Source organism: Pandoraea horticolens, from assembly GCF_902459555.1.
In the GTDB taxonomy this organism is placed as follows: Bacteria; Pseudomonadota; Gammaproteobacteria; order Burkholderiales; family Burkholderiaceae; genus Pandoraea; species Pandoraea horticolens.
Genome location: NZ_CABPSM010000027.1, coordinates 1 through 20078 on the forward strand (window position 1 = coordinate 1; position 20078 = coordinate 20078).

A 20078-nucleotide genomic window follows, 5' to 3' on the forward strand; every position below is an offset into this window, starting at 1 on the left:
CCCAGGCGTGGATCGGCCAGATTGACGTAACGGCGCACGAATTCCGGTGCGTTCGGATCTTGCGGAACGAGGGCCATGCCAACTCCTGATGATTCGGTAAAGTCTGAGAAGGGTGAATACGAAACCTGGTTGAAACTCTGTGGCGGACGTCCATCCGCCCGATCTGCCTGCGTCTTAGTCGCGCACCAGATCCTCCAGACGGAATCCCGCGATCCGGAAGATCTGCCGCAGACATTCTTCAATCTCGTCCGCCCGGCTGTTTTCAAGACGCACAGCAAAATTCTCGATGATGCTGCTGCGCGTGTGACCACGCACCGCCAGAATGTACGGGAAACCAAACTTGGCCTTGTACGCGCCATTTAGTTCGGTCAGACGCGCAAACTCTTCAGCGCTGCATTGATCGAGCCCCGCCCCCGCCTGCTCTCGCGTAGACTCAGCCGTCAACTCGCCACGCACCGCCGCCTTGCCCGCCAACTCAGGGTGAGCCCGTATGAGATCAAGCTGCGGGCCTTCACCCGCATCGATCACAGCTTGGCACAGGGCGTCATGCAACGCATTGACGGTGGCAAACGGCCGGTCTTCCCACGCGGCTTCCGCCACCCACGGGGAATGCTCGAAAATGCCGTCGAGCGCGGCAACGAACTCGGCGAGCAGCAGCACCGACAACTCGGCAACAGTACGTTGTGTCATAGGCAACGGGGCGTTCATCAACCGCTCTCCTGGAAAACAAAGGTGGCGCCCCCCGCCATGCTCCACGCACAGCCCGATGACGCCTGTCGGATTCAATCTGGATACCAACCACTACGCACTACGCCCCTCCGAACGCAGCGCCTCACGCATGAACTCGCTTAAGCCGCCACGAACGGATGACGCTCTTGCCAGTGACGCGCCACGTCGATGCGACGGCACACCCACACGCGATCATGCTTCTCGATGTGATCGAGGAATCGCTGTAACGCAGCGAAGCGCCCCGGACGGCCCAGCAACCGGCAATGCATGCCGACGGACAACATCTTCGGCGCCTCGTCACCCTCCGCGTACAAAACGTCGAAGGCATCGCGCAGGTAATGGAAGAAATGGTCCGCCGTGTTGAAACCCTGCGGCGCCGCAAAGCGCATGTCGTTGGAATCAAGGGTGTACGGTACGACGAGATGCGGCTTGACCTCGCCACCACTCGTCTGCACCTGCGTCCAGAACGGCAGGTCGTCGCCATAGTTGTCCGAGTCGTAGACAAACCCGCCCTGCTCAACCACCAGACGGCGCGTATTCGGGCTGTCGCGGCCCGTGTACCAGCCAAGCGGCGCGCTCCCCGTCATTTCCTTGAAGATGTCGATGGCGATACGCATGTGCTCGCGCTCCGTCGCCTCATCCACGTTCTGGTAGTGAATCCAACGCCAACCGTGGCACGCAATCTCGTGCCCCAACGCCTGAAACGCCGCAGTCACTTCCGGATGACGCTGCATGGCCATCGCCACACCGAAGACGGTCAGCGGCAGCCCGCGACGCTCGAATTCACGCAAGATGCGCCACACGCCCGCACGCGACCCATACTCGTAAATGGACTCCATGCTCATGTGACGCGCCTCGTAAGCCGCCGCGCCAACGATCTCGGACAGGAACTGCTCGGACGCTCGATCACCGTGCAAAACACAGTTCTCGCCGCCTTCTTCGTAATTCAGAACAAACTGAACGGCGATTCGCGCACGCCCCGGCCAGTCGGCAAACGGTACGTGGCGGCCATAACCGATCAGGTCGCGGGGATAGTCCTTGGAGCTTGCGTTGTTGCTGGCCATGATGTCTTGGCGTCCTTCTGATGGCGGAACGATCGAAGAAGTGTAGCCAAATCCACCCCCCGGAAACATAGCCATATTCAGATATTCAGGCTGCGTCTGGACGTATAGTCGCCCCCTCTTCGCCATGCGCTCACAACCCTGCACATGGCTAGACTTCGCCCCACATCGCCCTCGCCACCGCACCCCATGGAACGCCAACTTCCACGAAGTACTCGCCAAACAACCACAAATTTCGCACAACCGTCACCAAACCGGCCGGACAGCAAAAAAGCACGCCGGGCCGTCGAATCGACCCGGCGTGCTTTCGTATACGGCGTTTGCGCCTTCCCGAACCCTCGGCCCGGTGTCACGCCGCCATATAGGGATATCCCGTAAGCGTCAGCGTGACCTCTGTCCCTGACGTCTGCAATCTGGCATGCCCCCCGACCGGCAAGGTCAGTTTGTCGGGACAATGGCCGAACGGCATGTCTGTCACGACCGGAATACCGATGACCTTGCGCACACTCTCGATCATGGTCGGCATGTCGTACCCGTTGTCGTAGTCGGTCACGCGGTACTGCGAGAAGTCCCCCAGCACCAACGCCCGCTGCCGCGCCAGAATGCCGGATTGATGCAACTGATACAGCATCCGCTCAACCCGGTAAGGCGGCTCGTTCACGTCCTCGACGAACAGCACACCACCATTGATCTGCGGCAGATACCGCGTGCCGATCAGGCTGCATACCATCGCTAGATTCCCGCCCCATAAGGTGCCGGAGACGTCGATGTCCCCGCTCGCACCATCGCCCTGCCACTGGGCAACGTGACTCGGTGAGTGCAGCACCGATTGAAATTGCGTGACGGTGAAGCCGCTCAGCGACTCAGCACCGAAGTCCGCCAGCAACATTGGCCCCGCAAAGGTGCTCAGATGCGCCTGCGCCAACAGCGCCAGTTGCACTGCGGTGAAGTCGCTGTGACCGATCATCGCCACCGGTGCGCCCGACAACCGGCTATGCAGCCCCTCATAGTCGAGATGATCGAGCAGATGCACAGCCCCATACCCGCCGCGCACCGCGAGTACGACGTCGGGAACAGAGTGGTCGGGTTGCGCCAGTCGATTGATTTCAGCTACGCGCTCGGCATCGGTGCCCGCAAAGCGCAAATACCGGCGCTCAAGTGCTTCACGATTGGCCACGGTGTAGCCAAGCCGCTCCAGCGTCTCGATGCCACGCGCGGCAACCTCGGCGTCGGGCGCATAGCCGGACGGCGCAATCAGTTGGAGATGCTTGGTCTGCGTCAATTGGAAGATCCCGGTGTAGGTGTAGGTGTAGGCGTCGGCGTCTCGGCCGCTGCCTCGGCAGCGGCCGACAAACGTCGTGCCCTCGCTGCAGCACGCCGTTCGCTAAAGAAGGTCTGGAGAATGCCGACGCACTCGTCGCGCATGACACCGCCAATGACTTCGGCGTGATGATTGAGGCGCGGCTCCGCAAACAGGTCGACCACGCTGCCGCAGGCCCCCGTCTTGGGGTCCATCGCACCATACACCACCCGCCTGATTCGCGCATGCATGATGGCGCCCGCGCACATGACGCACGGCTCGAGCGTCACGTACAACTCGCACTCCGGCAAACGGTAGTTGCCCAACGCCTGCGCCGCAGCCCGCAACGCCTGCATCTCGGCATGCGCAGACGGATCGTGGCCGCCCACCGGACAGTTGTGCCCGACGGCGACGACCTGCCCGTCGCAAACGACCACAGCACCGACCGGCACCTCTCCCTGCGCCATTGCGGCGCGAGCCTGCTGGAGCGCCAGGCCCATGTAGGTCTCGTCGGTCGCGGGTAAATCTCGATTCATGAAACGTTGACGAAAAGCCGCCGCGCGTTGCCACCCCTTCCGGACTCGCCCCGCACAGCGCAATTGGCCGCTATCGGCAATGCGCTATTCTCGCACAGCCCCCCCCGCTACCACCGCGCCCCTCGCCACATCCCGCACATCCTGTCACCAGCAATATCCCGCGTTCTCAGCCGGGCACCACACCCTCACGCCATCACGGCGTTCGGCACACCGCGCTTGCGATACAGCACAAGCGTCGCAATCAATCCGCATGCGGCGGCAAAGGTCATCCACCAGCCCGGCGCCGCCTTGTTGCCGGTCACGCCGATCAGCGCCGTCGCCACCGCCGGGGTGAAACCGCCGAAAAGGGCCGTCGCCAGGCTATACGCCAGCGAGAATCCCGCCGTGCGCACATCCACCGGCATGATCTCGGTCAGCGCCACCACCATCGCGCCATTGTAGCTCGCATAGAGGAAGGACAACCACAACTCGACGATCAGCATCTTGCCAAACGTCGGCGCCACAACGAGCCACGCCAACGTGGGATACGCCGTCAGGATGGTCAGCACGGTAAAGACGATCAACAGCGGCCGCCGTCCAATACGATCGGACAACGCACCCATCACCGGCAGCCAGATGAAGTTGGAAACCCCCACGCAGAAGGTCACGGCGAGCGCATCGGTCGTCGACAGCTTGAGCACCGATTTCCCGAACGTCGGCGTATAGACGGTGATCAGGTAGAACGACACGGTCGTCATCGCCACCAGCATGGTGCCGGCCACGACCAGCCCCCAGTTCTGCATGATCGAACGGAAAATCTCCCCCGTGCTCGGACGATGTTTGCGCGCAAGAAAGGCCTCGGTTTCCTGCAATGAACGCCGAATGACAAACAACACTGGCACGATCATGCAGCCGATGAAAAACGGGACGCGCCAACCCCAATCTGCCACTTGCCCCAGCGTCAGCCATTTGTTGAGCAGGTACCCCAGCAATGCCGCCACGATGATGGCGACCTGCTGACTCGCCGACTGCCAACTCACATAAAAGCCTTTATGACCCGGCGTCGCCATCTCCGACAGATAGACGGACACCCCGCCCAACTCGACACCCGCCGAAAAACCCTGCAACAATCGGCCAATGAGCACGAGCAGCGGCGCCAGATACCCGATGGTCGCAAAACCAGGGATGAACGCGATGAGAACGGTGCCCATCGCCATGATGGACAATGTGACGATCAACCCCCGGCGACGCCCGATCCGGTCAACGTACGCACCCAGAATGATGGCGCCCAACGGCCGCATCAGGAAGCCCGCGCCGAAGGTCATGAACGTGAGCATCAGCGACGCAAATTCGTCGCCCGATGGAAAAAACGTCGCGGAGATGTAGGTGGCGTAAAAGCCAAACAGGAAGAAGTCGAACATCTCCATGAAATTGCCACTCGTGACACGAATCACGGTGGCAACTTTCGATGGAGATGTACGCGAAACCGACGCAGGGCTGACGGGGCTGGTAGCCATGAAGTTCCACCTCACCGGACACAATGTCGCTCAAGATAGCACTTGATTCGACGCCCGGACACCATGTTTCTCCTTCGCGCGAGCCCCCCCCCCCGCCAAGCCCGTATTACCGAATATTTCAGTCCCAGGCCGGGGCGAGCGACGCCGGGTTGGCCTGACGATCGTTGCGATCCAGCGCTGCAATCTGCGCCATGTCCTCATCGCTCAGGCGCAAATCGCGCGCCTTTATGTTGCTGGCCAAATTCTCGCGCTTGGTCGATGACGGAATGACGGCATACCCCTGCTGCATCGCCCACGCCAGCGCCACTTGCGCCGGCGTCGCCCCATGGTTGCCGGCAATCTTCACCAGCACCGGATCGTTCAGCACTTTGCCGTACGCCAGCGTCATGTACGACGTAATAGGTACCCCCTGCGAGCGGGCAAATTCCGCCACCTTCCGGTTCTGCAGATACGGACTCAGCTCAATCTGGTTGGTCGCCAATTCACCCGCCCCAACAATACCGATGGCCTGCCGAAGCAACGCGATGGTGAAGTTGGAGACGCCGATGGCACGCGTCAGCCCCTGTTCACGCGCCTCGCGCAACGCGCCGAGATATTCCTCCATCGACACGGCATTGGCAGGCGACGGCCAGTGAATCAACGTCAGATCGACGCGGTCGGTGCCCAGCTTCGACAGACTGTCCTTCAGACTCGGAATCAGCTTGTTGTGGGAAAAGTTGTCGATCCAGATTTTGGTTGTCAGATACAGCTCGTCACGCTTGACGGGCGATGCCGCGAGAGCTCGGCCAATGTCAGCCTCATTCTCATAGATCTGCGCCGTGTCGATGGCACGATAACCCAACTCCAGCGCGTTGGTGACGGTGTCGAATACCGTTTGGCCCTTGAGACGGAACGTGCCGAGGCCGAAGGCGGGAAGACTCATGAGTGCAACTCCTGTCGAAAACGTCGCGCCAGAAAAATCAACGTCGGTTGAATGGCTTGACTGAAGGCCACAGTGTGTCGGATTCCCGCTCGCGCCAAAAGTCCCCGCAGACGCACAAGATTCGTGCCTCGGGTTCATAAATATGTGCGACTTAGGATGTTGCTCTCTGCAATCGGGAAATGGGCTCAGATGGCGGCACGCGCAAGAAAGCCGACGTCGTCACGCGCCATCGCCTTGATTTCATTGCGCGTTCTGAGAATGTGTGCCTCGAGAAGAGACACCACCGCGGTTACGTCGCGACGCCGGCATGCCGTCAGAATCTCGTAATGGTCGTGCTGTGGCTTCTCTTTGCCGGTGGCCTGCGACATAGCCAAATGCGAATACCGGTCGGTATTCAGGCAGTATTCTTCGATGAGCATCCGCAGACGTCGGTTGTTGGCCGGCGCGGAGAGTGCCAGATGGAAACGCCGGTTGTACTCGGCCCACTCCGAGACGACTTCAGACGCCGAGTACTCGGCCAGGATCTGCTCCATCACCTGAAAGTCGCGCTCCGCCATATTGGGCACGGCGAGCTTGGCGGCGTGGCATTCGAGCGCTACGCGAATATCGAGCAACTCGCACAACTGTTCGAGATTCATGCTCGCCACCGTTGCACCACGGTTCAGACGGTGCGTGACCAATCCTTCCGCTTCCAACTGACGCAACGCTTCGCGTACTGGCACTCGGCTGGCGTTGAAGCGCTCGGCCAGCGCTTCCTGACGCAATTGATACCCACCCGGAAGCACGCCGCTCAATATCTCGTGGCGAAGCGTATCGCGAATGGCCTGATGACGTGCCTGGGGTCCGGAGGTTCGCATGATCACTTACCCGCTCGCGCCTCCGCGAGCGCAATCGTCAGATGGGCCACCTTTTTCTTGAGCGCATCGCGCTCGGCGGTCATGGCCTTGAGTTCTTTCGACAGACGCGTCAGTTCGTCGGACGGATCGGCGCTGGTGTCCCACGGCGGGGTACCGTCATCGTCGTCTTCGACGATCTCTTCGTCCTTCTTTTTGCGCGGCTTGACCGGACGCGCCTCACGCACCTGACGTGCCAACTCGCGCAACTCCTGCTTGCCCGCCACCACCGCTGCCACTTGCGCCGCAGCCGGTAAGGTCGAGACGGCCGCCGCCGCATTGATCGACACTTCGCCGCGCTTGACCGCATCCACCAATTCCGGCGCCGCCGCATTGTGGATCTGCTCGATTTGCCCCAGCGTATTGCTCGACAGACGTGCCGCCCGAGCCAGCGCCGCGCGCGTGAGCGCCATCGTGTGCGCCGGAATCGAGGTCTTGCCGCCGTCCTGGGCGGCGCCATCGTTCGCCATCTCGGCCTGCGGGGCTTCCGCCGGTGCAGGAGCTTCTGCGCCACCGCTACGCGCTTCGAGAATCGTCTTCTTGCGCAACGCCAGCACGCCGCGCTGGTAATCGGACACGCTGCGCCGGCCCAGATGGTTGTCGATCATCCACAGGCGCACGTCGTCCATCGACTTGAACGATGGGTTCTGGACGGTTCGAAATTCGATGCTGTGCTTACGGCAGATCTCGTAGCGATTGTGGCCGTCGACCAGCACATCGCCCCACAGGACGAGCGCGTCGCGGCAACCTTCGGCAAGCAGGCTCTGTTCGAGCGCAGCATATTCATCAGGCGTCAACGGATCGATGTACGCCTTGAGTTCTTCGTTGATCTGGACTGTCATGGATTTTTGTAACGATGCCCCCGTACCCGATGCCGCTGGCAGCAGCGCCATGTGGTACGTCGGCAAGGAGAGACTTTGCAGGCCGCATTATCGCCTGTCTGACCGGCATTGACGAAACGTCCCCGTCACACCTTGCTCGTCCGGGCGCTCAGGACAGCACGCCGTGGTCTGTCAGGAAGGCCTGAATGCGTGCCAGACGTGCCACCGGGTCCGCCATGCTCAGCAGCGTTTCCTTTTCGTGCGCCGGCAACGGCAGCAACTCGGCCCAGCGATCAGCAACCCATCCGCATTCGTCGAGCCGGTACGGCGGCGCCAACGGCAATTTCGCCGCACGCGCCGGATCGCGTTGCAACCCGGCGATCAGCTTGCCCAGCGTATCGGCACTGATCTGGAGCGAATCGGGGATGGCGACATTGGTGTCGTCCGGCAGCATTTGCGCCTCTCCCATCCATAACCCGTATTTCCCCAATTCGACGGACGAGAGACGGAACTTGGTTGTGCCGCGACACACGATTTCGAGCAACGACGGCATGGTCGCACGCCAGTCGTCGATGCGCGCCATCGTGCCGATCATGGCGGGCTCCTCGACGCTATCGGGCAGACGCACTTCACTGCCCTGACGCAAGACGACGACACCGAATTCGGTGCCGTCGGCAAGGCATCGCTTGATCAGGTCGAGATAGCGCACCTCGAAGATGCGCAGATGCAATACCCCAGCGGGAAACAGGGCATTGCCGAGCGGGAAGAGCGGGATCTGGGCCATGCCATATGATGACACGAAGTCACACACGGCAAGTGCCGATGTCTGGACAGACAGACGCCTCCTGCGCGAACCGGTCGATCAGGAAATCTAGCAGCGCGCGCACGCGCGGGACCATGTATCGCGTACGATGCCGCACCGCATACACCCCCGGCTCCTTGTCGACGTAATCGGAAAGCAGGATCTTCAGCCGCCCTGCCCGCACATCGTCGGCGGCGTCCCACAGCGTTTTGCGCACAATCCCCCGTCCGTCAAGCGCCCAGCGGCGCGCCAGCGTCCCATCGTTCGTCTCCCACGCCTGCGCCATCGGCACCGTGAATTGCCAGGTCGCTTCCGCCTTGCGGAAATGAAACTCGTTGAGTGGCCCCGACGACGTCACCAACACGATGAACCGATGCGCCGAGAGCGCCTCCGGGGTCGACGGCTCCCCATGACGGGCCAAATAATCCGGCGACGCACACAGCACACGGCACATCGGCGCGAGACGTCGCGCCACGAGCGTGCCGTCATCCGGCTCGCTAAAGCGAATCGCCAGATCGACGTCGTCCTGCACGAGATTGGAGATGGAGTCGGTCAACGTCAGGGATAGCCGCACGTCAGGATGACGTGCCGTGAATTCGTCAAGCCAGGGCGACAGTTTGTGCAGTCCGAAATCGGTCGATGCAGACAGCCGTATCTTGCCCCGTATTGCCGCGCACCCTGCCTGTAGCGCCGCCTCGCCGTCGTCAATGGCCTGCAAGGCGACGAGACAGTGCGAGAGATAGACGCGCCCCTCGTCCGTGAGACGTAACTGACGCGTCGTGCGCACGAACAGACGGGTCTGCAACGACGCCTCAAGCTTCGCCAGACGCGCGCTCGCCGCAGCGGGCGACAGCCCCAGCTTGCGCCCGGCCGCCGACAGGCTGCCGAGCGTCGCCGCGCTCGTGAAGAGACGCATATCACCAAGTTTGTCCGTTGCCATTTTTCATTCAGATTTGAAATTCATTCAAATTTCCCGCGAATTATCAAATATAGCGCGCGTTGGCAGACTACGTCACATCGTCCCGCCCGGGACACTTCATGTTTGGACTCCCCCTCATGTCAACCTCCCCCGCTTCCTCCCCAACGCCATCGCACGGCCGCGCAGCAACATCGTCCACGTTAGCCGACGCCACGCCCTGGGCATCGATGACGGCGTTGATGCTCGCCACGTTCGTGGCGGCCGCGAACGAAACGGTGCCCGCCGGCCTGCTGCCGCAGCTGGCCGACGGCTTCAACATTTCCGAATCGTGGGCAGGCCAGATGGTCACGCTATGCGCCCTCGGCGCCGGCGTTGGGGCGGTACCCCTGACCGTGCTGATGCGTCGCTGGTCTCGCCGCACGGTATTGCTGGTCGCCCTGCTCGGCTTTGCCGTCTGCAATGCCGTCACCGCTGTCTCAACCGATTTCACGCTGACGCTGGCCGCGCGCTTCGTCGTCGGTCTGGCAACGGGGCTCGCGTGGAGTGAGATCGCAACCTATGCGCGCCGTCTTGTTAGCCCATCGCGGCAAGGACGCGCGCTCGCGTTCGCCATGCTCGGCGTCCCCCTCGCGTTGGCGATCGGTGTTCCCGCAGCCACCGCGCTCGGGCATCTCATCGGCTGGCGCTGGGTGTTCGGCGCGCTGGCGGCTGTCGCGCTGATTCTCGTCGGCTGGATGCGCCTGATCGTGCCCGACGTGCCGGGCACGAACGACACCGGCAGCGGCTCCGGCGCGCGGGCCTCGATGATCGACGTCCTTCGTCTGCCGGGCGTTCGTCCGGTGCTCGCGGTGGTGATGCTGTGGGTTATCGCGCATTACACGCTCTATACCTACATCGCGCCGTTTCTGGCGTCGGCAGGCATGGGCGACCGGCTCGCCGCCGTCTTGTCGACGTTCGGCATCTGCACGCTCGTGGGGCTCTGGGGTGTCGGGCTGTGGGTGGATCGCTGGCTGCGCCGACTTGTGCTGCTGGCCCTCGCCGGGTTCACGATCGTCATTGTCGTCTTCGGGACATGGCCGACGTCGTGGCCGGTACTCGTCGCCGGCGCGGTACTCTGGGGCCTCAGCTTCAGCGGCGCACCGACGATCTTGCAAACGGCGCTGGGCAACGCGGCGGGTAAGCACGAGAACGTTGCGCAATCGATGCTCGTGACGGTGTTCAATCTGTCGTTCGCGGGCAGCGGGATCCTGGGTGGCGCGGTGCTGTCGACATGGGGTGCCGCCGCGCTGCCGCATGTGCTGGTAGTGCTCGCACTGGCCGCGTTGGGTGTCGCGTTCGCGGCCAGACGGCATGGCTTCGTGCAGCGTATTCAGGCGTAAATTCGGGCCACTGCCGACGAGCGGCAGCGAAGGCGCGCAACACGTTAAGCGACGGCAATCGGCCGAGGGCTTGCATCACGTTGTAATTTTTCTACTGAGTGATGTGTTGAAATCCGGTTCGTCGAGCGTGTGCGGCAATGTTACGCTGACGCACGCAAATCATGAAAGCTGACCACCATCGGGGTGTTTGTCAGCGTATTCGGAGGATATCGGCATGACAGTGGAAAAAGTAGCGTTGATTACGGCCGGGGGCAGTGGCATGGGTGCGGCGGCAGCGCGGCGTCTCGCGGCGGACGGTTTCAAGATCGGCATCCTGTCGTCGTCCGGCAAGGGCGAGGCATTGGCCTCCGCGCTGGGCGGTGTGGGCGTCACCGGGTCGAACCAGTCGAACGAGGCGCTGGAGAAGCTGGTCGCGTTGGCCGTCGAGCGCTGGGGCCGTATCGACGTGCTCGTGAACAGTGCAGGCCACGGCCCGCGTGCGCCGATTCTGGAAATCAGCGACGAGGATTGGCATCGCGGTATGGATACCTATCTGATGAACGTGATCCGCCCCACGCGACTCGTGACCCCGATCATGCAGAAGCAAGGCTCGGGCACGATTATCAACATCTCGACGGCGTGGGCGTTCGAGCCGAGCGAAATGTTCCCGACATCCGCCGTGTTTCGCGCCGGACTGGCCTCGTTCACGAAGCTGTTTGCGGACAAGTACGCGAAGGACAACGTGCGGATGAACAACGTCCTGCCGGGATGGATCGACAGCCTGCCGCAGCAAGAGACGCGACGTGAGAGCGTGCCGATGCAGCGTTACGGCAAGGCGGAAGAGATCGCGGCGACCGTGGCGTTTCTGGCGTCCGAAGGTGGCGGTTACATCACCGGCCAGAACATTCGTGTCGACGGCGGACTGACACGCTCGGTTTGAGGCAGACGCGCACCCGCAAAACGCATTGCAGACATTCCTGGGTGCGCAGCGCATCGGCCGCCAAGTTGAATCACAGCGTGACGACCTCGGGCTCGAGCGCGTTATCAAGGTACGGACGGTTGCCTTGCCCGCCCGCCAACGCCCTCAGGCTTCCGGTGACTTGGACGCCATGCACTCGACTTCGACGCGCGCATCGAAAGCCATGCCATTCACGCCGAACGCGCTTCTGGCCGGGTACTTACCTTCGGTGAAGTAGCGCTTGTAGATATCGTTGAAGGCAGGCCATTCCTTCATATCGGCGAGGAATACCGTGCACTTGACCACATTGTCCATCGCGTAACCGTTCGTTTCGAGAACGGTCTTGATGTTGCGCATCATCTGATGCGACTCGGCCTCCACGCCCCCCGGTGCGAGCTTCTGCGTTTCCGGCACGATGCCAAGCTGGCCCGACAGATAGAGCATATTTCCGACCTTAACGGCTTCTGTAAAAGGGAACGACCCTTTCATGACCTTGCCCGAATTCAGGTACTGCGGTTCGGCGGCAATAGCGGAAACAGCGACCGTGGCAAGAACAGTGGCAATCAATGTGCGGACTTTATTCATGAAAATTCCTCGATAGTTTCGGACAATCAAACACCTGCGAATTCAGTGGCTCGCGCCCACGAAGTGTTTGTCTCACCATCGCGGCAGACGCCTTGAACAGAGACGATGCATGAAGGGCAACTACGTGACTGGCTGAAAGGCGTTGAGCTTGCTCGTGATGGGTATTGAGTTTTCGATGATATGCGCCGGTTTGCTTTCAGGAAACGAATAAGGCCTCACGTCACCCCGTTTTGGGAACCGTAGTACGCAAAAGCGCATGAAATCCCCTCGGATGCTTCACAGCGAGAACTAATGCCTCGATTCCTGATATCGCGATCACGCTCCGCACATCGGATTGGACGAGTACCTCGCGGTGAGTCAGAGGGCAGGCACCGTCTGCTCCCGCGCGTAGCGTGCCGGCGGCAATCCGACGTGACGGGCGAACGCAACGCTGAACGCGCTCGCGGAGCCGTAGCCGACGCACTCCGCAATCTCGGCGATGCCACGGTTGCTCCGCCGAAGCATGTTCTTTGCCAAGGCCATGCGCCAGGTCAGCAGATACGCCATCGGCGCGAGGCCTACCGCACGGCTGAAACGCTCGAAGAAGACTGAACGAGAGAGTGCCGCTTCCCTGGCCAACTCTGCCACCGTCCACGCTCTGGCTGGGCTTTCATGCATCCGGCGGAGGGTGACGGCAAGGCGTTCGTCGGCAAGCCCCCGCACGAGGCCGGGCGACGCGGGTGCCCCGGTCGTCGAGCGAAGGGCTTCTATAAGCAGGACTTCGAGCAGGTGGTCGAGAATGACTTCGCGCGCCGGACGCCGATCGCGAAACTCGTCTTTGACAAGCTGAACAAGGGTGGTGAGTCGCGGCTCGCCACGCACATGCACGACCCGGGGAAGCAGCGACACCAGCAGGTCCGCGTCGGGAGAGTCGAAGCTGCAATGGCCCACCAGCATTCTCAGGTCAGGCGATCCATGCTGATCGCCGATCCTGAATTCCCCGACGGCAAGGGCAACCGGTACGGCTTCCGGCGTATCGGCCGGGAGCGGCGCCATGCTGGACATTGCGAAGCCGTAAGCCTCAGGGACCAGGATGAAATCCCCCGAGCTGAGTGCAATCGTTTCCCCCCCGTCAACCGCGAGGCGGCAGGCGCCTTCAAGAACGACGCAATAAAAGGGCTGCCCGGCATCCGAGCGGTGGATATGCCACGGCCCGGCGCCGACGATGAGCTTGGCGTGCCTGGCGTGTGGCTGGAGAAGCGTGACCACCTCTGCCAACGGGTCAATCACAACCGGACTCCTGCGAATTAATTCTGGACTTTCAATTATAGAAAGTCCTGTCTCGGTAGTCTATCGTCTTGGCATTGCAACTCACCTTTGAGCCCCCTATGAAAACCGTTTTGATCACCGGATGCTCTTCTGGCTTCGGCCTTGAAACCGCCAAGTACTTCCTCGAGCGCGACTGGAAGGTTATTGCGACAATGCGTACGCCGCGAGAGGACGTGCTGCCCAGCTCCGCAAATCTACGCATACTCGCGCTCGACGTGACGGATCCCGAAAGCATCCGGCAGGCGGTCGAGGCCGCGGGGCCGCTAGATGCTCTCGTCAACAATGCAGGTTTCGGCTCGGCAGCGCCCTTTGAGGTCACCCCGATGCCGACGATACGCGAACTCTTCGAGACCAACACCTTCGGCACGATGGCTATGACGCAAGCGGTGCTGCCGCAGTTCAGGCAACGCAGAGCCGGCGTCGTCGTGAACGTCACGTCGAGCGTCACCTTGAAAGCGATTCCGCTGATCGCCGCATATACGGCGAGCAAGGCGGCGGTGAACGCATTCACCGAGTCGATGGCATTGGAACTCGAGGCGTTCGGCGTGCGCGCGCACCTGGTGCTGCCGGGGCGTGCGCCGGAGACCCGCTTCGGCGAGAATGGACGCGCCCACATGCAAGGTCTCGACCACGAGGCCTATGCCGGGGTAGTACAGGGCTTCATGGCGGGATTGCGCGAGCCGGGACCAATCACCCATGCGCGGGATGTGGTCGAAGCGGTGTGGCGCGCGGTGACCGATCCGTCAAGTGCCATGCGGGTTCCCGCCGGCGCTGACGCTGAGATATTGGCCGACGGACACTGAACCGGACGCCAGCGGCGTCCGTATCCCGACGACAGTCGCAAAGCGCGCAGGGCATGCGATATGCGCTGATATAAGCGGTCGGATTGACGGTATCGGGCAAAACCGTCCGAGGAGGGAATATCGATACCGTCAGCAGTACCGACATCCCCGCCAGGCATTACCCGAATTACCACGGTATGCCATCGCGGACGCCGATCTTGGTTATTTCCCTTCGGGAAAAACAGCGACGCTTCGAATTTCAATCTTGAGTTGAGGAAGCGCGAGCGACTCGACCCCAATTATCGACCAGGCAGGGAATGGACGCTCGGTGTAGCGGGCCTTGACCGGCAAGAACTCATCGACCGTATCTTTAAGATTGACGTGATAGCTCACCACCTCGACAAGATCGGCCATCGTCACCCCTGCAGCCGTAGGATTTCCTTAGTTCGCTCCAGGGCAACCTCAGTCTGTTCAGCAACGCTCTCGGGAACCGAGCCGTCGGATCGGAAACCGACCTCGCCAGCGATGAAAAGAAAGTTGCCCGCGCGAACGGCAGGCGAATAGCCATAACTCTCATAACCGCTTTGCGTCGCAGCAAACATCGGGTGATCCGCAGGGATCTCAAACGCTTTCTTGGTCATTCCTTATGTCCTTGTCTTGATTCTCTCTATCGAGCGACATGAACGGCTAGATCTTCGATAACTTGCCTGCACCGCTCAGGCCACCAACCATACGCCTGATTGAGGTAGTCTCAAAAGACGTTTTTCCCTCGATTTAAGACGAACGACTCTATCTGCAAACTTCCCTTACAATGAGACAACTCAGGATTCTCGGTTGACAATCTTTTCATGCATCGAATTGGATTCTTCGTTTGCCGTGGCCACGACGCGCTCGATCTCGCTGGCCCACTTTCGACTTTTAATCAGGTAGCGACAGCCGTTGGTCATACCCCATATGATCTTCATGTCATCTCACAGGCGGGGGGTCTGATTCCCGGCAATACTGGTCTTCCGATCGAAACAAAGCCAATTGGAAGACGCACGTTCGATACTGTCATCTTCGTAGGTGGCGATATAGACCCGATGCAGGAATCGGAGAACATCGCCGCTGTCAAGAAATTGAGTGCCAAAGCGTCGCGGGTGGCAAGCGTGTGTACGGGGGCATTTTTGCTTGCGGAAGCCGGCCTATTGAACGAACTGAGAGCGACGACGCACTGGCGCTACACCGCTCAATTGCAGTCTCGCTACCCTCGCACCAGAGTCGAGGGCGATAGTATCTACATCGCGGACGGTCGCATGTGGACGTCCGCAGGTATCGCCTCTGGAATAGACTTGGCACTAGCCATGATCGAAAAAGACATGGGAGCGGAAACTGCGCGCAACGTCTCCAGGCTTTTAGTTGTGCCGTACCGCAGGCCAGGAGGTCAGTCCCAATTCTCTGCCATGTCGCAAATGGATCCGGAATCGGATCGCATTCGCATCGCGCTGAATTTTGCCAGGGAACATTTGGCCGAGGCACTACCTGTGGAGCGACTCGCGGATGCTGCAAATTTAAGTCCGAGACAATTCGGGCGAGCCTTTCGCCGAGAGACGGGTGAAACCCCTGCTAAGGCGGTCGAGCGTTTGCGAGTTGAAGCCGCTCGGCTGCGCTTGCAAGACGGTAGCGAACCCATCGAGCAGATTGCGCTCGCTGTAGGGTTCACCGATCCAGAGCGAATGCGCAGAGCCTTCGTCAAACTGTATGGGCATCCGCCTCAATCAATTCGACGTGAAAGCAGGCTCAGCGGCAACCGCTGATCGATCCTTTGTCTTTCCATAAGGTGTGGAACGTCGAGTTCGGAATCCGCGACAGCACTTCAAAGGGACCTGAGAAATCGCATTGGTCCATATTCGGGAAGATCAAGCCGCCGATCTTCAAATGCTAATTTTCGGGAATCGTCCCCATGTCACGGGATGTACCGCTGCTGCCTTAGGTCCTCCAGCATCTCGAGATACATCTCCTCGCTATCGATGCAATCGTGGAACCCGTGCTTACGTGCCTTGATGGTGCTCGTGATGTTGTCGAAGGTAGACTTGAAAATCAAGTCGCCGAACTTCCACGATACGATTTCCTCGTAGGCGTACGGGCGCAGACCATGCTGTCCGACCAGTTCATTCCATAGCCCGGCCTTGCCCGTCATCATTGGGTGCAACGACATCGGGATCGGCTCCCCTGCGGGAACATCGAAGAAATCAGCCAAACGTGGCCAGACCCGGGCCCATCGGAAGTAGTCACCGTTGGTGATGTTGTAGACCTCACCGCGGCAGTGCGCAGTTTCCCCGGCCCAATCGACGGCTCGAGCGAGGAGCCGGGTGTCCGTCACCTGATACAGCGCGTCGTAGGCAGCACGAGGTCCGGGAAACGACATGGGAACGCCAAGGGCTTTTGCGATAGTCCCGTAAATGGCAATCACCATAAGCAGGTTCATCGGATTCCCAACCGCCAGACCAGCAACGCCTTCCGGACGAAGCGCGGTCCAAGACCACGCCTTCCCGACCGAGTGGTCTCTGAGGAAGTCCTCTTGGTCGTAATAGAAGTTGGGGGGCATATGGCGAGGATCGCTCTCTTTCGCCGGCGAGAGTGGCATTGCACCGAGTTGCACACCGTAAGCCTTGCCACCCTGCATCAGAGTGATGTGGCGCAGATTCGGCGCGTGCTTCTCCATCACCTCGACCATGTTCCTGAGCATCAGCAAGTTCACGTCGACGAGTTCTGCTGGGGAGGATTTCTCTTGATAGGCAGCGAACACGAGATGGGTCGCGTGCGGAACCCGAGAGAAATATCTTTCGCAGGAATCGCGGTCGAGCAGGTCGACCGGCAAGTGCTTCGCGCGTGTGGGGAAATCCGGTGCCCGGCGGGAGACGGCTACCAGGTCCACGTCCTTGTTTTCATAGAACGCGAGGACTCCCCGGCCTATGACGCCTACCGCACCTGCAACGACAACTGTCTTCATGGTTAGGCCACTCGCAAGATGAATACGTTAATTTCCGCACCGGTAACCTACCCTTTTCGGCCTTTCAACACGTCGCCGCATGCCCGCAGCGACGTGTGTGAAAAAGGGGCACCGGCCTGAGTCCGGAACAGACCGGTTCCCGTCAGCAAAATGCAGGGGCGCTAACGCCGGTTAGGGTGCGGAATCGTTCCACATGTCGCGATGCAGCTTCCAAGTGCCACCCTGCTTCAAGAAGATGAGGATCTGCTTGCCTCGGTATTTGAGCTTTCCGCTTTGATCGTGGATCTCGGCATCCGACACCTCTGTCACGACCCGATCGTCTCCGTAGAATTCGTAATTGCTGAAAGATACGGTGTCAGGCTGAGATCCGGTGCTGGCTTTGGTGAAATGCTCGACGATTGCTGCGGCCCCGACGATCCTGTTGCCTCCGGGCGGCAGGAGCGAGCCATCTTTTGTATAGAGGCGGCCTATCGCCTCGTAATCGCCGCGCACATAGGCTTGCACCCATCGGGCGTTCTCGGCCTTGATGGCCGCTTCGGTTTGAGGCTGCAGGCCATTGGCATATGCCGGCAGGGCAACCACGAAAGGCGAAAGGCAAACTGCAACGGCAGCTGCAAAATGACGAATTTGTCGCATCTATCTGTTTCCAATCAAGGGGAAGTGAAGGTGACCGCGAGTATTTCAGCGAACGCCTGGGATTCGGGCGAGGCCCTTGGATGCGCCTGGCAATTCCTTGTCGACCATTGCGACGACTTCCGGCCGTGCGTCTCTGGGATGACCGGAATGGAATGGCGGAGCGGGATCGTATTCGATCACGAGCTGCGTGAATTCGGCGGCCTGTTGCCCCCTCATCTTCGAGGCAACGCGAAGTGCGAAGTCGATGCCCGCTGTCACGCCGCCACCGCTCATGAACCGGCCATTGTCGTCTTCTACAAAACGATCCGGAACGCCGATCGCGCCATATTCGGCGAGCTTGTTGACGAAGGCCCAATGACAGGCACTTCGCTTGCCTTTGAGGATGCCAGTTGCAGCGAGTACGAGCGATCCGTTGCAAACCGACGTAACGTGTTTGGCACTGTCAGCCAGGCGCCGAATCTGCTTCAGGTATTCCGGACGCATAGGCGCCGACAAATCGGAACCACCGGGCACCAGGATCAGGTCGGTCTTCTCGATATCGGCCAGTCGTTCAGTGTTGCCATAAACAACCCCGAACTCGAGGGTGACGTTACCGCCATTGAGACTTCCATAGCGAACGTTCGTATTTGGTAGCCGGTGAAAAATCTCGCTAGGGCCAGCGAAATCGAGAAGCGTGCCCCCGTCGTAATTCACGATCAGAATATTGAGGGGTTCATTGGGGGCAAGCTCCGCCTGACTGCCCGCCTGCGCAAAAGCGGGAGTGGCGCTACCGAGCAAAGCGCCACCCCCCACTACGGCGCCGAGCGCGGCGACGCTTCCGAACTTGAGGGCACCTCGGCGGGAAAGACCTGCTCTGCTAAGTTGCTCTCCATAGGCGTTATTTTTGCTATGGTCGGTCAAGATAATTGCTCCTTGCACTTTGGCCCCTCTCCAAGCACAGTCAGGTTGGGCCAGATTGAAGAACCGCCACGACGAAAATCCTGGCGGGCGTTAATTGGGTTTGCGGGTTTGGATAGACAGCGATGACGTTCAGGGGCTGAAATCGGTCACCGAAGACTTAAAGCTGCGAAGCGCCACCATCGACAACCAGTTCGGTGCCGACGACGTAGGAGGATTCGTCACTGGCGAGATAAAGCGCCGCGTAGGCAATGTCCTCTGCCCGCCCCATGTGGCCCACTGGAATGGCTTTCGCGAGTTCCACCTTGAGGTTGCGAACATCCTCGTCGGCCATCCCCCACCTGCCAATCAGGGGCGTCTCCGTCGCGCCGGGGGCGATCGCGTTAAAGCGGATTTTTCGATCGAGAAACTCGTAGGACCAGCTACGGGCAAGCGATCGCACCGCCGCCTTTGCCGCCGCAGTCAGCGAAATGCCATGCTTGCCGGTCTGATCGACGAACGACGTATTGAGAATGACCGAGGAACCCTCTCTCAAGTCCGGCAGCACCGCTTGAAGCGTGAACACCACGCCCTTGACGTTGATGTCCATGATCTCGCTGTAGAGTTGCTCGTCGATGTCGTTGAGTGGGGATGGGAAAGCCCAGCCAGCATTGGCAAAAACGACATCCAGGCCACCAAACTTCTCTTTTACCTCGGCAGCAATCGCTCGCATGTCCTTAAGCGAACGCACATCGCCCTTGAGGACGAGCGAGTTCTCGCCAAGTTCTGCCTTTACGCGATCAAACACGGCCTCATCGCGACCCGTTACCGCCACTTTGGCACCTTCTGCAATGAAGAGCTTGGCAGTGGCAAGACCAATGCCACTCGTGCCACCCGTGATCAACGCCGATTTGTTCTTAAGCCTCATTTCTGTGTTCCTTTCATTACTTCGCTACACATCAAGTCGCAGAGCAAAGAGTACTGCTGCGCTTGCCTCAAATTGATTTCGTAGGCGAATTATGGAATCCACACAGAATGGCGCAAAGGACTTATATCCCTTAAAAAACGACACGTTGACCAAATGATTCTTAGGCAGCGGTCGCC

20 protein-coding genes and 1 pseudogene are annotated in these 20078 nt (G+C 60.3%); 4 read left to right on the forward strand and 17 right to left on the reverse strand.

Annotated features, from left to right (window positions below):
* Positions 1-174 precede the first annotated feature (174 nt).
* The 10 genes from uraD to PHO31112_RS25595 form a co-directional block, all read right to left on the reverse strand.
* Complete coding sequence (uraD, locus tag PHO31112_RS25550) at positions 175-708, reverse strand: 2-oxo-4-hydroxy-4-carboxy-5-ureidoimidazoline decarboxylase (protein ID WP_425495234.1); 534 nt, start codon at positions 706-708, stop codon at positions 175-177.
* A gap of 140 nt (positions 709-848) precedes the next feature.
* Positions 849-1793 carry an allantoinase PuuE gene (gene puuE / locus PHO31112_RS25555; protein WP_150624336.1) on the reverse strand — a complete coding sequence of 315 codons (945 nt, stop codon included), beginning with the start codon at positions 1791-1793 and terminating at the stop codon, positions 849-851.
* Positions 1794-2139: 346 nt separating this feature from the next.
* Entirely contained in the window at positions 2140-3072 is a 933-nt protein-coding gene (gene ldcA / locus PHO31112_RS25560; protein WP_150624338.1) for a muramoyltetrapeptide carboxypeptidase, read from the reverse strand.
* Positions 3069-3626, reverse strand: coding sequence for a tRNA adenosine(34) deaminase TadA (tadA, locus tag PHO31112_RS25565; protein WP_150624340.1), 558 nt, complete (start codon positions 3624-3626; stop codon positions 3069-3071). The genes ldcA and tadA overlap by 4 nt, the downstream gene beginning before the upstream one ends.
* A gap of 185 nt (positions 3627-3811) precedes the next feature.
* Positions 3812-5122 (reverse strand): MFS transporter, encoded by a 1311-nt coding sequence (gene tcuC, locus PHO31112_RS25570; RefSeq protein ID WP_150624342.1) that lies wholly within the window; start codon positions 5120-5122, stop codon positions 3812-3814.
* Positions 5123-5240: 118 nt separating this feature from the next.
* Positions 5241-6044: a 2,5-didehydrogluconate reductase DkgB gene (gene dkgB / locus PHO31112_RS25575; protein WP_150624344.1), complete on the reverse strand. Its 804-nt coding sequence runs from the start codon at positions 6042-6044 to the stop codon at positions 5241-5243.
* Between the two features lie 185 nt (positions 6045-6229).
* Entirely contained in the window at positions 6230-6901 is a 672-nt protein-coding gene (locus tag PHO31112_RS25580) for a GntR family transcriptional regulator (RefSeq protein ID WP_246178565.1), read from the reverse strand.
* Between the two features lie 2 nt (positions 6902-6903).
* The gene (locus PHO31112_RS25585; protein ID WP_174995887.1) at positions 6904-7779 is read right to left on the reverse strand and encodes a ParB N-terminal domain-containing protein; all 876 of its coding nucleotides are present in this window, start codon (positions 7777-7779) and stop codon (positions 6904-6906) included.
* A 148-nt stretch (positions 7780-7927) separates the two neighbouring features.
* Positions 7928-8542, reverse strand: coding sequence for an LON peptidase substrate-binding domain-containing protein (locus PHO31112_RS25590; RefSeq protein ID WP_150624346.1), 615 nt, complete (start codon positions 8540-8542; stop codon positions 7928-7930).
* A 19-nt stretch (positions 8543-8561) separates the two neighbouring features.
* Positions 8562-9500, reverse strand: coding sequence for a LysR family transcriptional regulator (locus PHO31112_RS25595; protein ID WP_150624348.1), 939 nt, complete (start codon positions 9498-9500; stop codon positions 8562-8564).
* 116 nt (positions 9501-9616) lie between these two features.
* Between PHO31112_RS25595 and PHO31112_RS25600 the strand changes: the two genes are divergently transcribed.
* A complete protein-coding gene (locus tag PHO31112_RS25600; RefSeq protein ID WP_150624349.1) occupies positions 9617-10858 on the forward strand; it encodes an MFS transporter in 1242 nt (413 codons plus the stop codon).
* 214 nt (positions 10859-11072) lie between these two features.
* Positions 11073-11777 (forward strand): SDR family oxidoreductase, encoded by a 705-nt coding sequence (locus PHO31112_RS25605; RefSeq protein ID WP_150624351.1) that lies wholly within the window; start codon positions 11073-11075, stop codon positions 11775-11777.
* 144 nt (positions 11778-11921) lie between these two features.
* On the opposite strand, the gene PHO31112_RS25610 is transcribed toward PHO31112_RS25605, so the two are convergent.
* Positions 11922-12380, reverse strand: coding sequence for a RidA family protein (locus tag PHO31112_RS25610; RefSeq protein WP_150624353.1), 459 nt, complete (start codon positions 12378-12380; stop codon positions 11922-11924).
* Positions 12381-12737: 357 nt separating this feature from the next.
* Positions 12738-13649 (reverse strand): AraC family transcriptional regulator, encoded by a 912-nt coding sequence (locus tag PHO31112_RS25615; protein WP_150624355.1) that lies wholly within the window; start codon positions 13647-13649, stop codon positions 12738-12740.
* 98 nt (positions 13650-13747) lie between these two features.
* On the opposite strand from PHO31112_RS25615, the gene PHO31112_RS25620 reads away from it, so the two are divergent.
* A complete protein-coding gene (locus PHO31112_RS25620; RefSeq protein ID WP_150624357.1) occupies positions 13748-14491 on the forward strand; it encodes an SDR family oxidoreductase in 744 nt (247 codons plus the stop codon).
* 201 nt (positions 14492-14692) lie between these two features.
* Here PHO31112_RS25620 and PHO31112_RS28300 read toward each other — a convergent pair.
* A pseudogene (locus PHO31112_RS28300) lies at positions 14693-15111 on the reverse strand (Rid family hydrolase).
* Positions 15112-15318: 207 nt separating this feature from the next.
* Between PHO31112_RS28300 and PHO31112_RS25630 the strand changes: the two are divergent.
* The gene (locus tag PHO31112_RS25630; protein ID WP_150624359.1) at positions 15319-16266 is read left to right on the forward strand and encodes a GlxA family transcriptional regulator; all 948 of its coding nucleotides are present in this window, start codon (positions 15319-15321) and stop codon (positions 16264-16266) included.
* Positions 16267-16415: 149 nt separating this feature from the next.
* On the opposite strand, the gene PHO31112_RS25640 is transcribed toward PHO31112_RS25630, so the two are convergent.
* From PHO31112_RS25640 to PHO31112_RS25655, 4 genes are all read right to left on the reverse strand, one after another.
* Positions 16416-17462, reverse strand: coding sequence for an SDR family oxidoreductase (locus tag PHO31112_RS25640; RefSeq protein WP_150624361.1), 1047 nt, complete (start codon positions 17460-17462; stop codon positions 16416-16418).
* A 171-nt stretch (positions 17463-17633) separates the two neighbouring features.
* On the reverse strand, positions 17634-18098 hold the full coding sequence (locus PHO31112_RS25645; protein ID WP_150624363.1) for a YybH family protein: 465 nt from the start codon (positions 18096-18098) through the stop codon (positions 17634-17636).
* 45 nt (positions 18099-18143) lie between these two features.
* Complete coding sequence (locus PHO31112_RS25650) at positions 18144-18998, reverse strand: DJ-1/PfpI family protein (protein ID WP_150624365.1); 855 nt, start codon at positions 18996-18998, stop codon at positions 18144-18146.
* 157 nt (positions 18999-19155) lie between these two features.
* Positions 19156-19902 (reverse strand): SDR family oxidoreductase, encoded by a 747-nt coding sequence (locus tag PHO31112_RS25655; RefSeq protein ID WP_150624367.1) that lies wholly within the window; start codon positions 19900-19902, stop codon positions 19156-19158.
* Between the last annotated feature and the right edge of the window lie 176 nt (positions 19903-20078).

What these genes read in the sequence shown, in the direction of transcription:
- dkgB (WP_150624344.1), bottom strand. Translation starts at nt 6,044, where the DNA reads ATGAGTCTTCCCGCCTTCGGCCTCGGCACGTTCCGTCTCAAGGGCCAA.
- PHO31112_RS25580 (WP_246178565.1), bottom strand. Translation starts at nt 6,901, where the DNA reads ATGCGAACCTCCGGACCCCAGGCACGTCATCAGGCCATTCGCGATACG.
- PHO31112_RS25655 (WP_150624367.1), bottom strand. Translation starts at nt 19,902, where the DNA reads ATGAGGCTTAAGAACAAATCGGCGTTGATCACGGGTGGCACGAGTGGC.
- PHO31112_RS25585 (WP_174995887.1), bottom strand. Translation starts at nt 7,779, where the DNA reads ATGACAGTCCAGATCAACGAAGAACTCAAGGCGTACATCGATCCGTTG.
- uraD (WP_425495234.1), bottom strand. Translation starts at nt 708, where the DNA reads ATGAACGCCCCGTTGCCTATGACACAACGTACTGTTGCCGAGTTGTCG.
- tcuC (WP_150624342.1), bottom strand. Translation starts at nt 5,122, where the DNA reads ATGGCTACCAGCCCCGTCAGCCCTGCGTCGGTTTCGCGTACATCTCCA.
- PHO31112_RS25595 (WP_150624348.1), bottom strand. Translation starts at nt 9,500, where the DNA reads ATGGCAACGGACAAACTTGGTGATATGCGTCTCTTCACGAGCGCGGCG.
- PHO31112_RS25630 (WP_150624359.1), top strand. Translation starts at nt 15,319, where the DNA reads ATGCATCGAATTGGATTCTTCGTTTGCCGTGGCCACGACGCGCTCGAT.
- PHO31112_RS25610 (WP_150624353.1), bottom strand. Translation starts at nt 12,380, where the DNA reads ATGAATAAAGTCCGCACATTGATTGCCACTGTTCTTGCCACGGTCGCT.
- PHO31112_RS25645 (WP_150624363.1), bottom strand. Translation starts at nt 18,098, where the DNA reads ATGCGACAAATTCGTCATTTTGCAGCTGCCGTTGCAGTTTGCCTTTCG.
- PHO31112_RS25620 (WP_150624357.1), top strand. Translation starts at nt 13,748, where the DNA reads ATGAAAACCGTTTTGATCACCGGATGCTCTTCTGGCTTCGGCCTTGAA.
- PHO31112_RS25605 (WP_150624351.1), top strand. Translation starts at nt 11,073, where the DNA reads ATGACAGTGGAAAAAGTAGCGTTGATTACGGCCGGGGGCAGTGGCATG.
- PHO31112_RS25640 (WP_150624361.1), bottom strand. Translation starts at nt 17,462, where the DNA reads ATGAAGACAGTTGTCGTTGCAGGTGCGGTAGGCGTCATAGGCCGGGGA.
- PHO31112_RS25600 (WP_150624349.1), top strand. Translation starts at nt 9,617, where the DNA reads ATGTCAACCTCCCCCGCTTCCTCCCCAACGCCATCGCACGGCCGCGCA.
- PHO31112_RS25590 (WP_150624346.1), bottom strand. Translation starts at nt 8,542, where the DNA reads ATGGCCCAGATCCCGCTCTTCCCGCTCGGCAATGCCCTGTTTCCCGCT.
- puuE (WP_150624336.1), bottom strand. Translation starts at nt 1,793, where the DNA reads ATGGCCAGCAACAACGCAAGCTCCAAGGACTATCCCCGCGACCTGATC.
- tadA (WP_150624340.1), bottom strand. Translation starts at nt 3,626, where the DNA reads ATGAATCGAGATTTACCCGCGACCGACGAGACCTACATGGGCCTGGCG.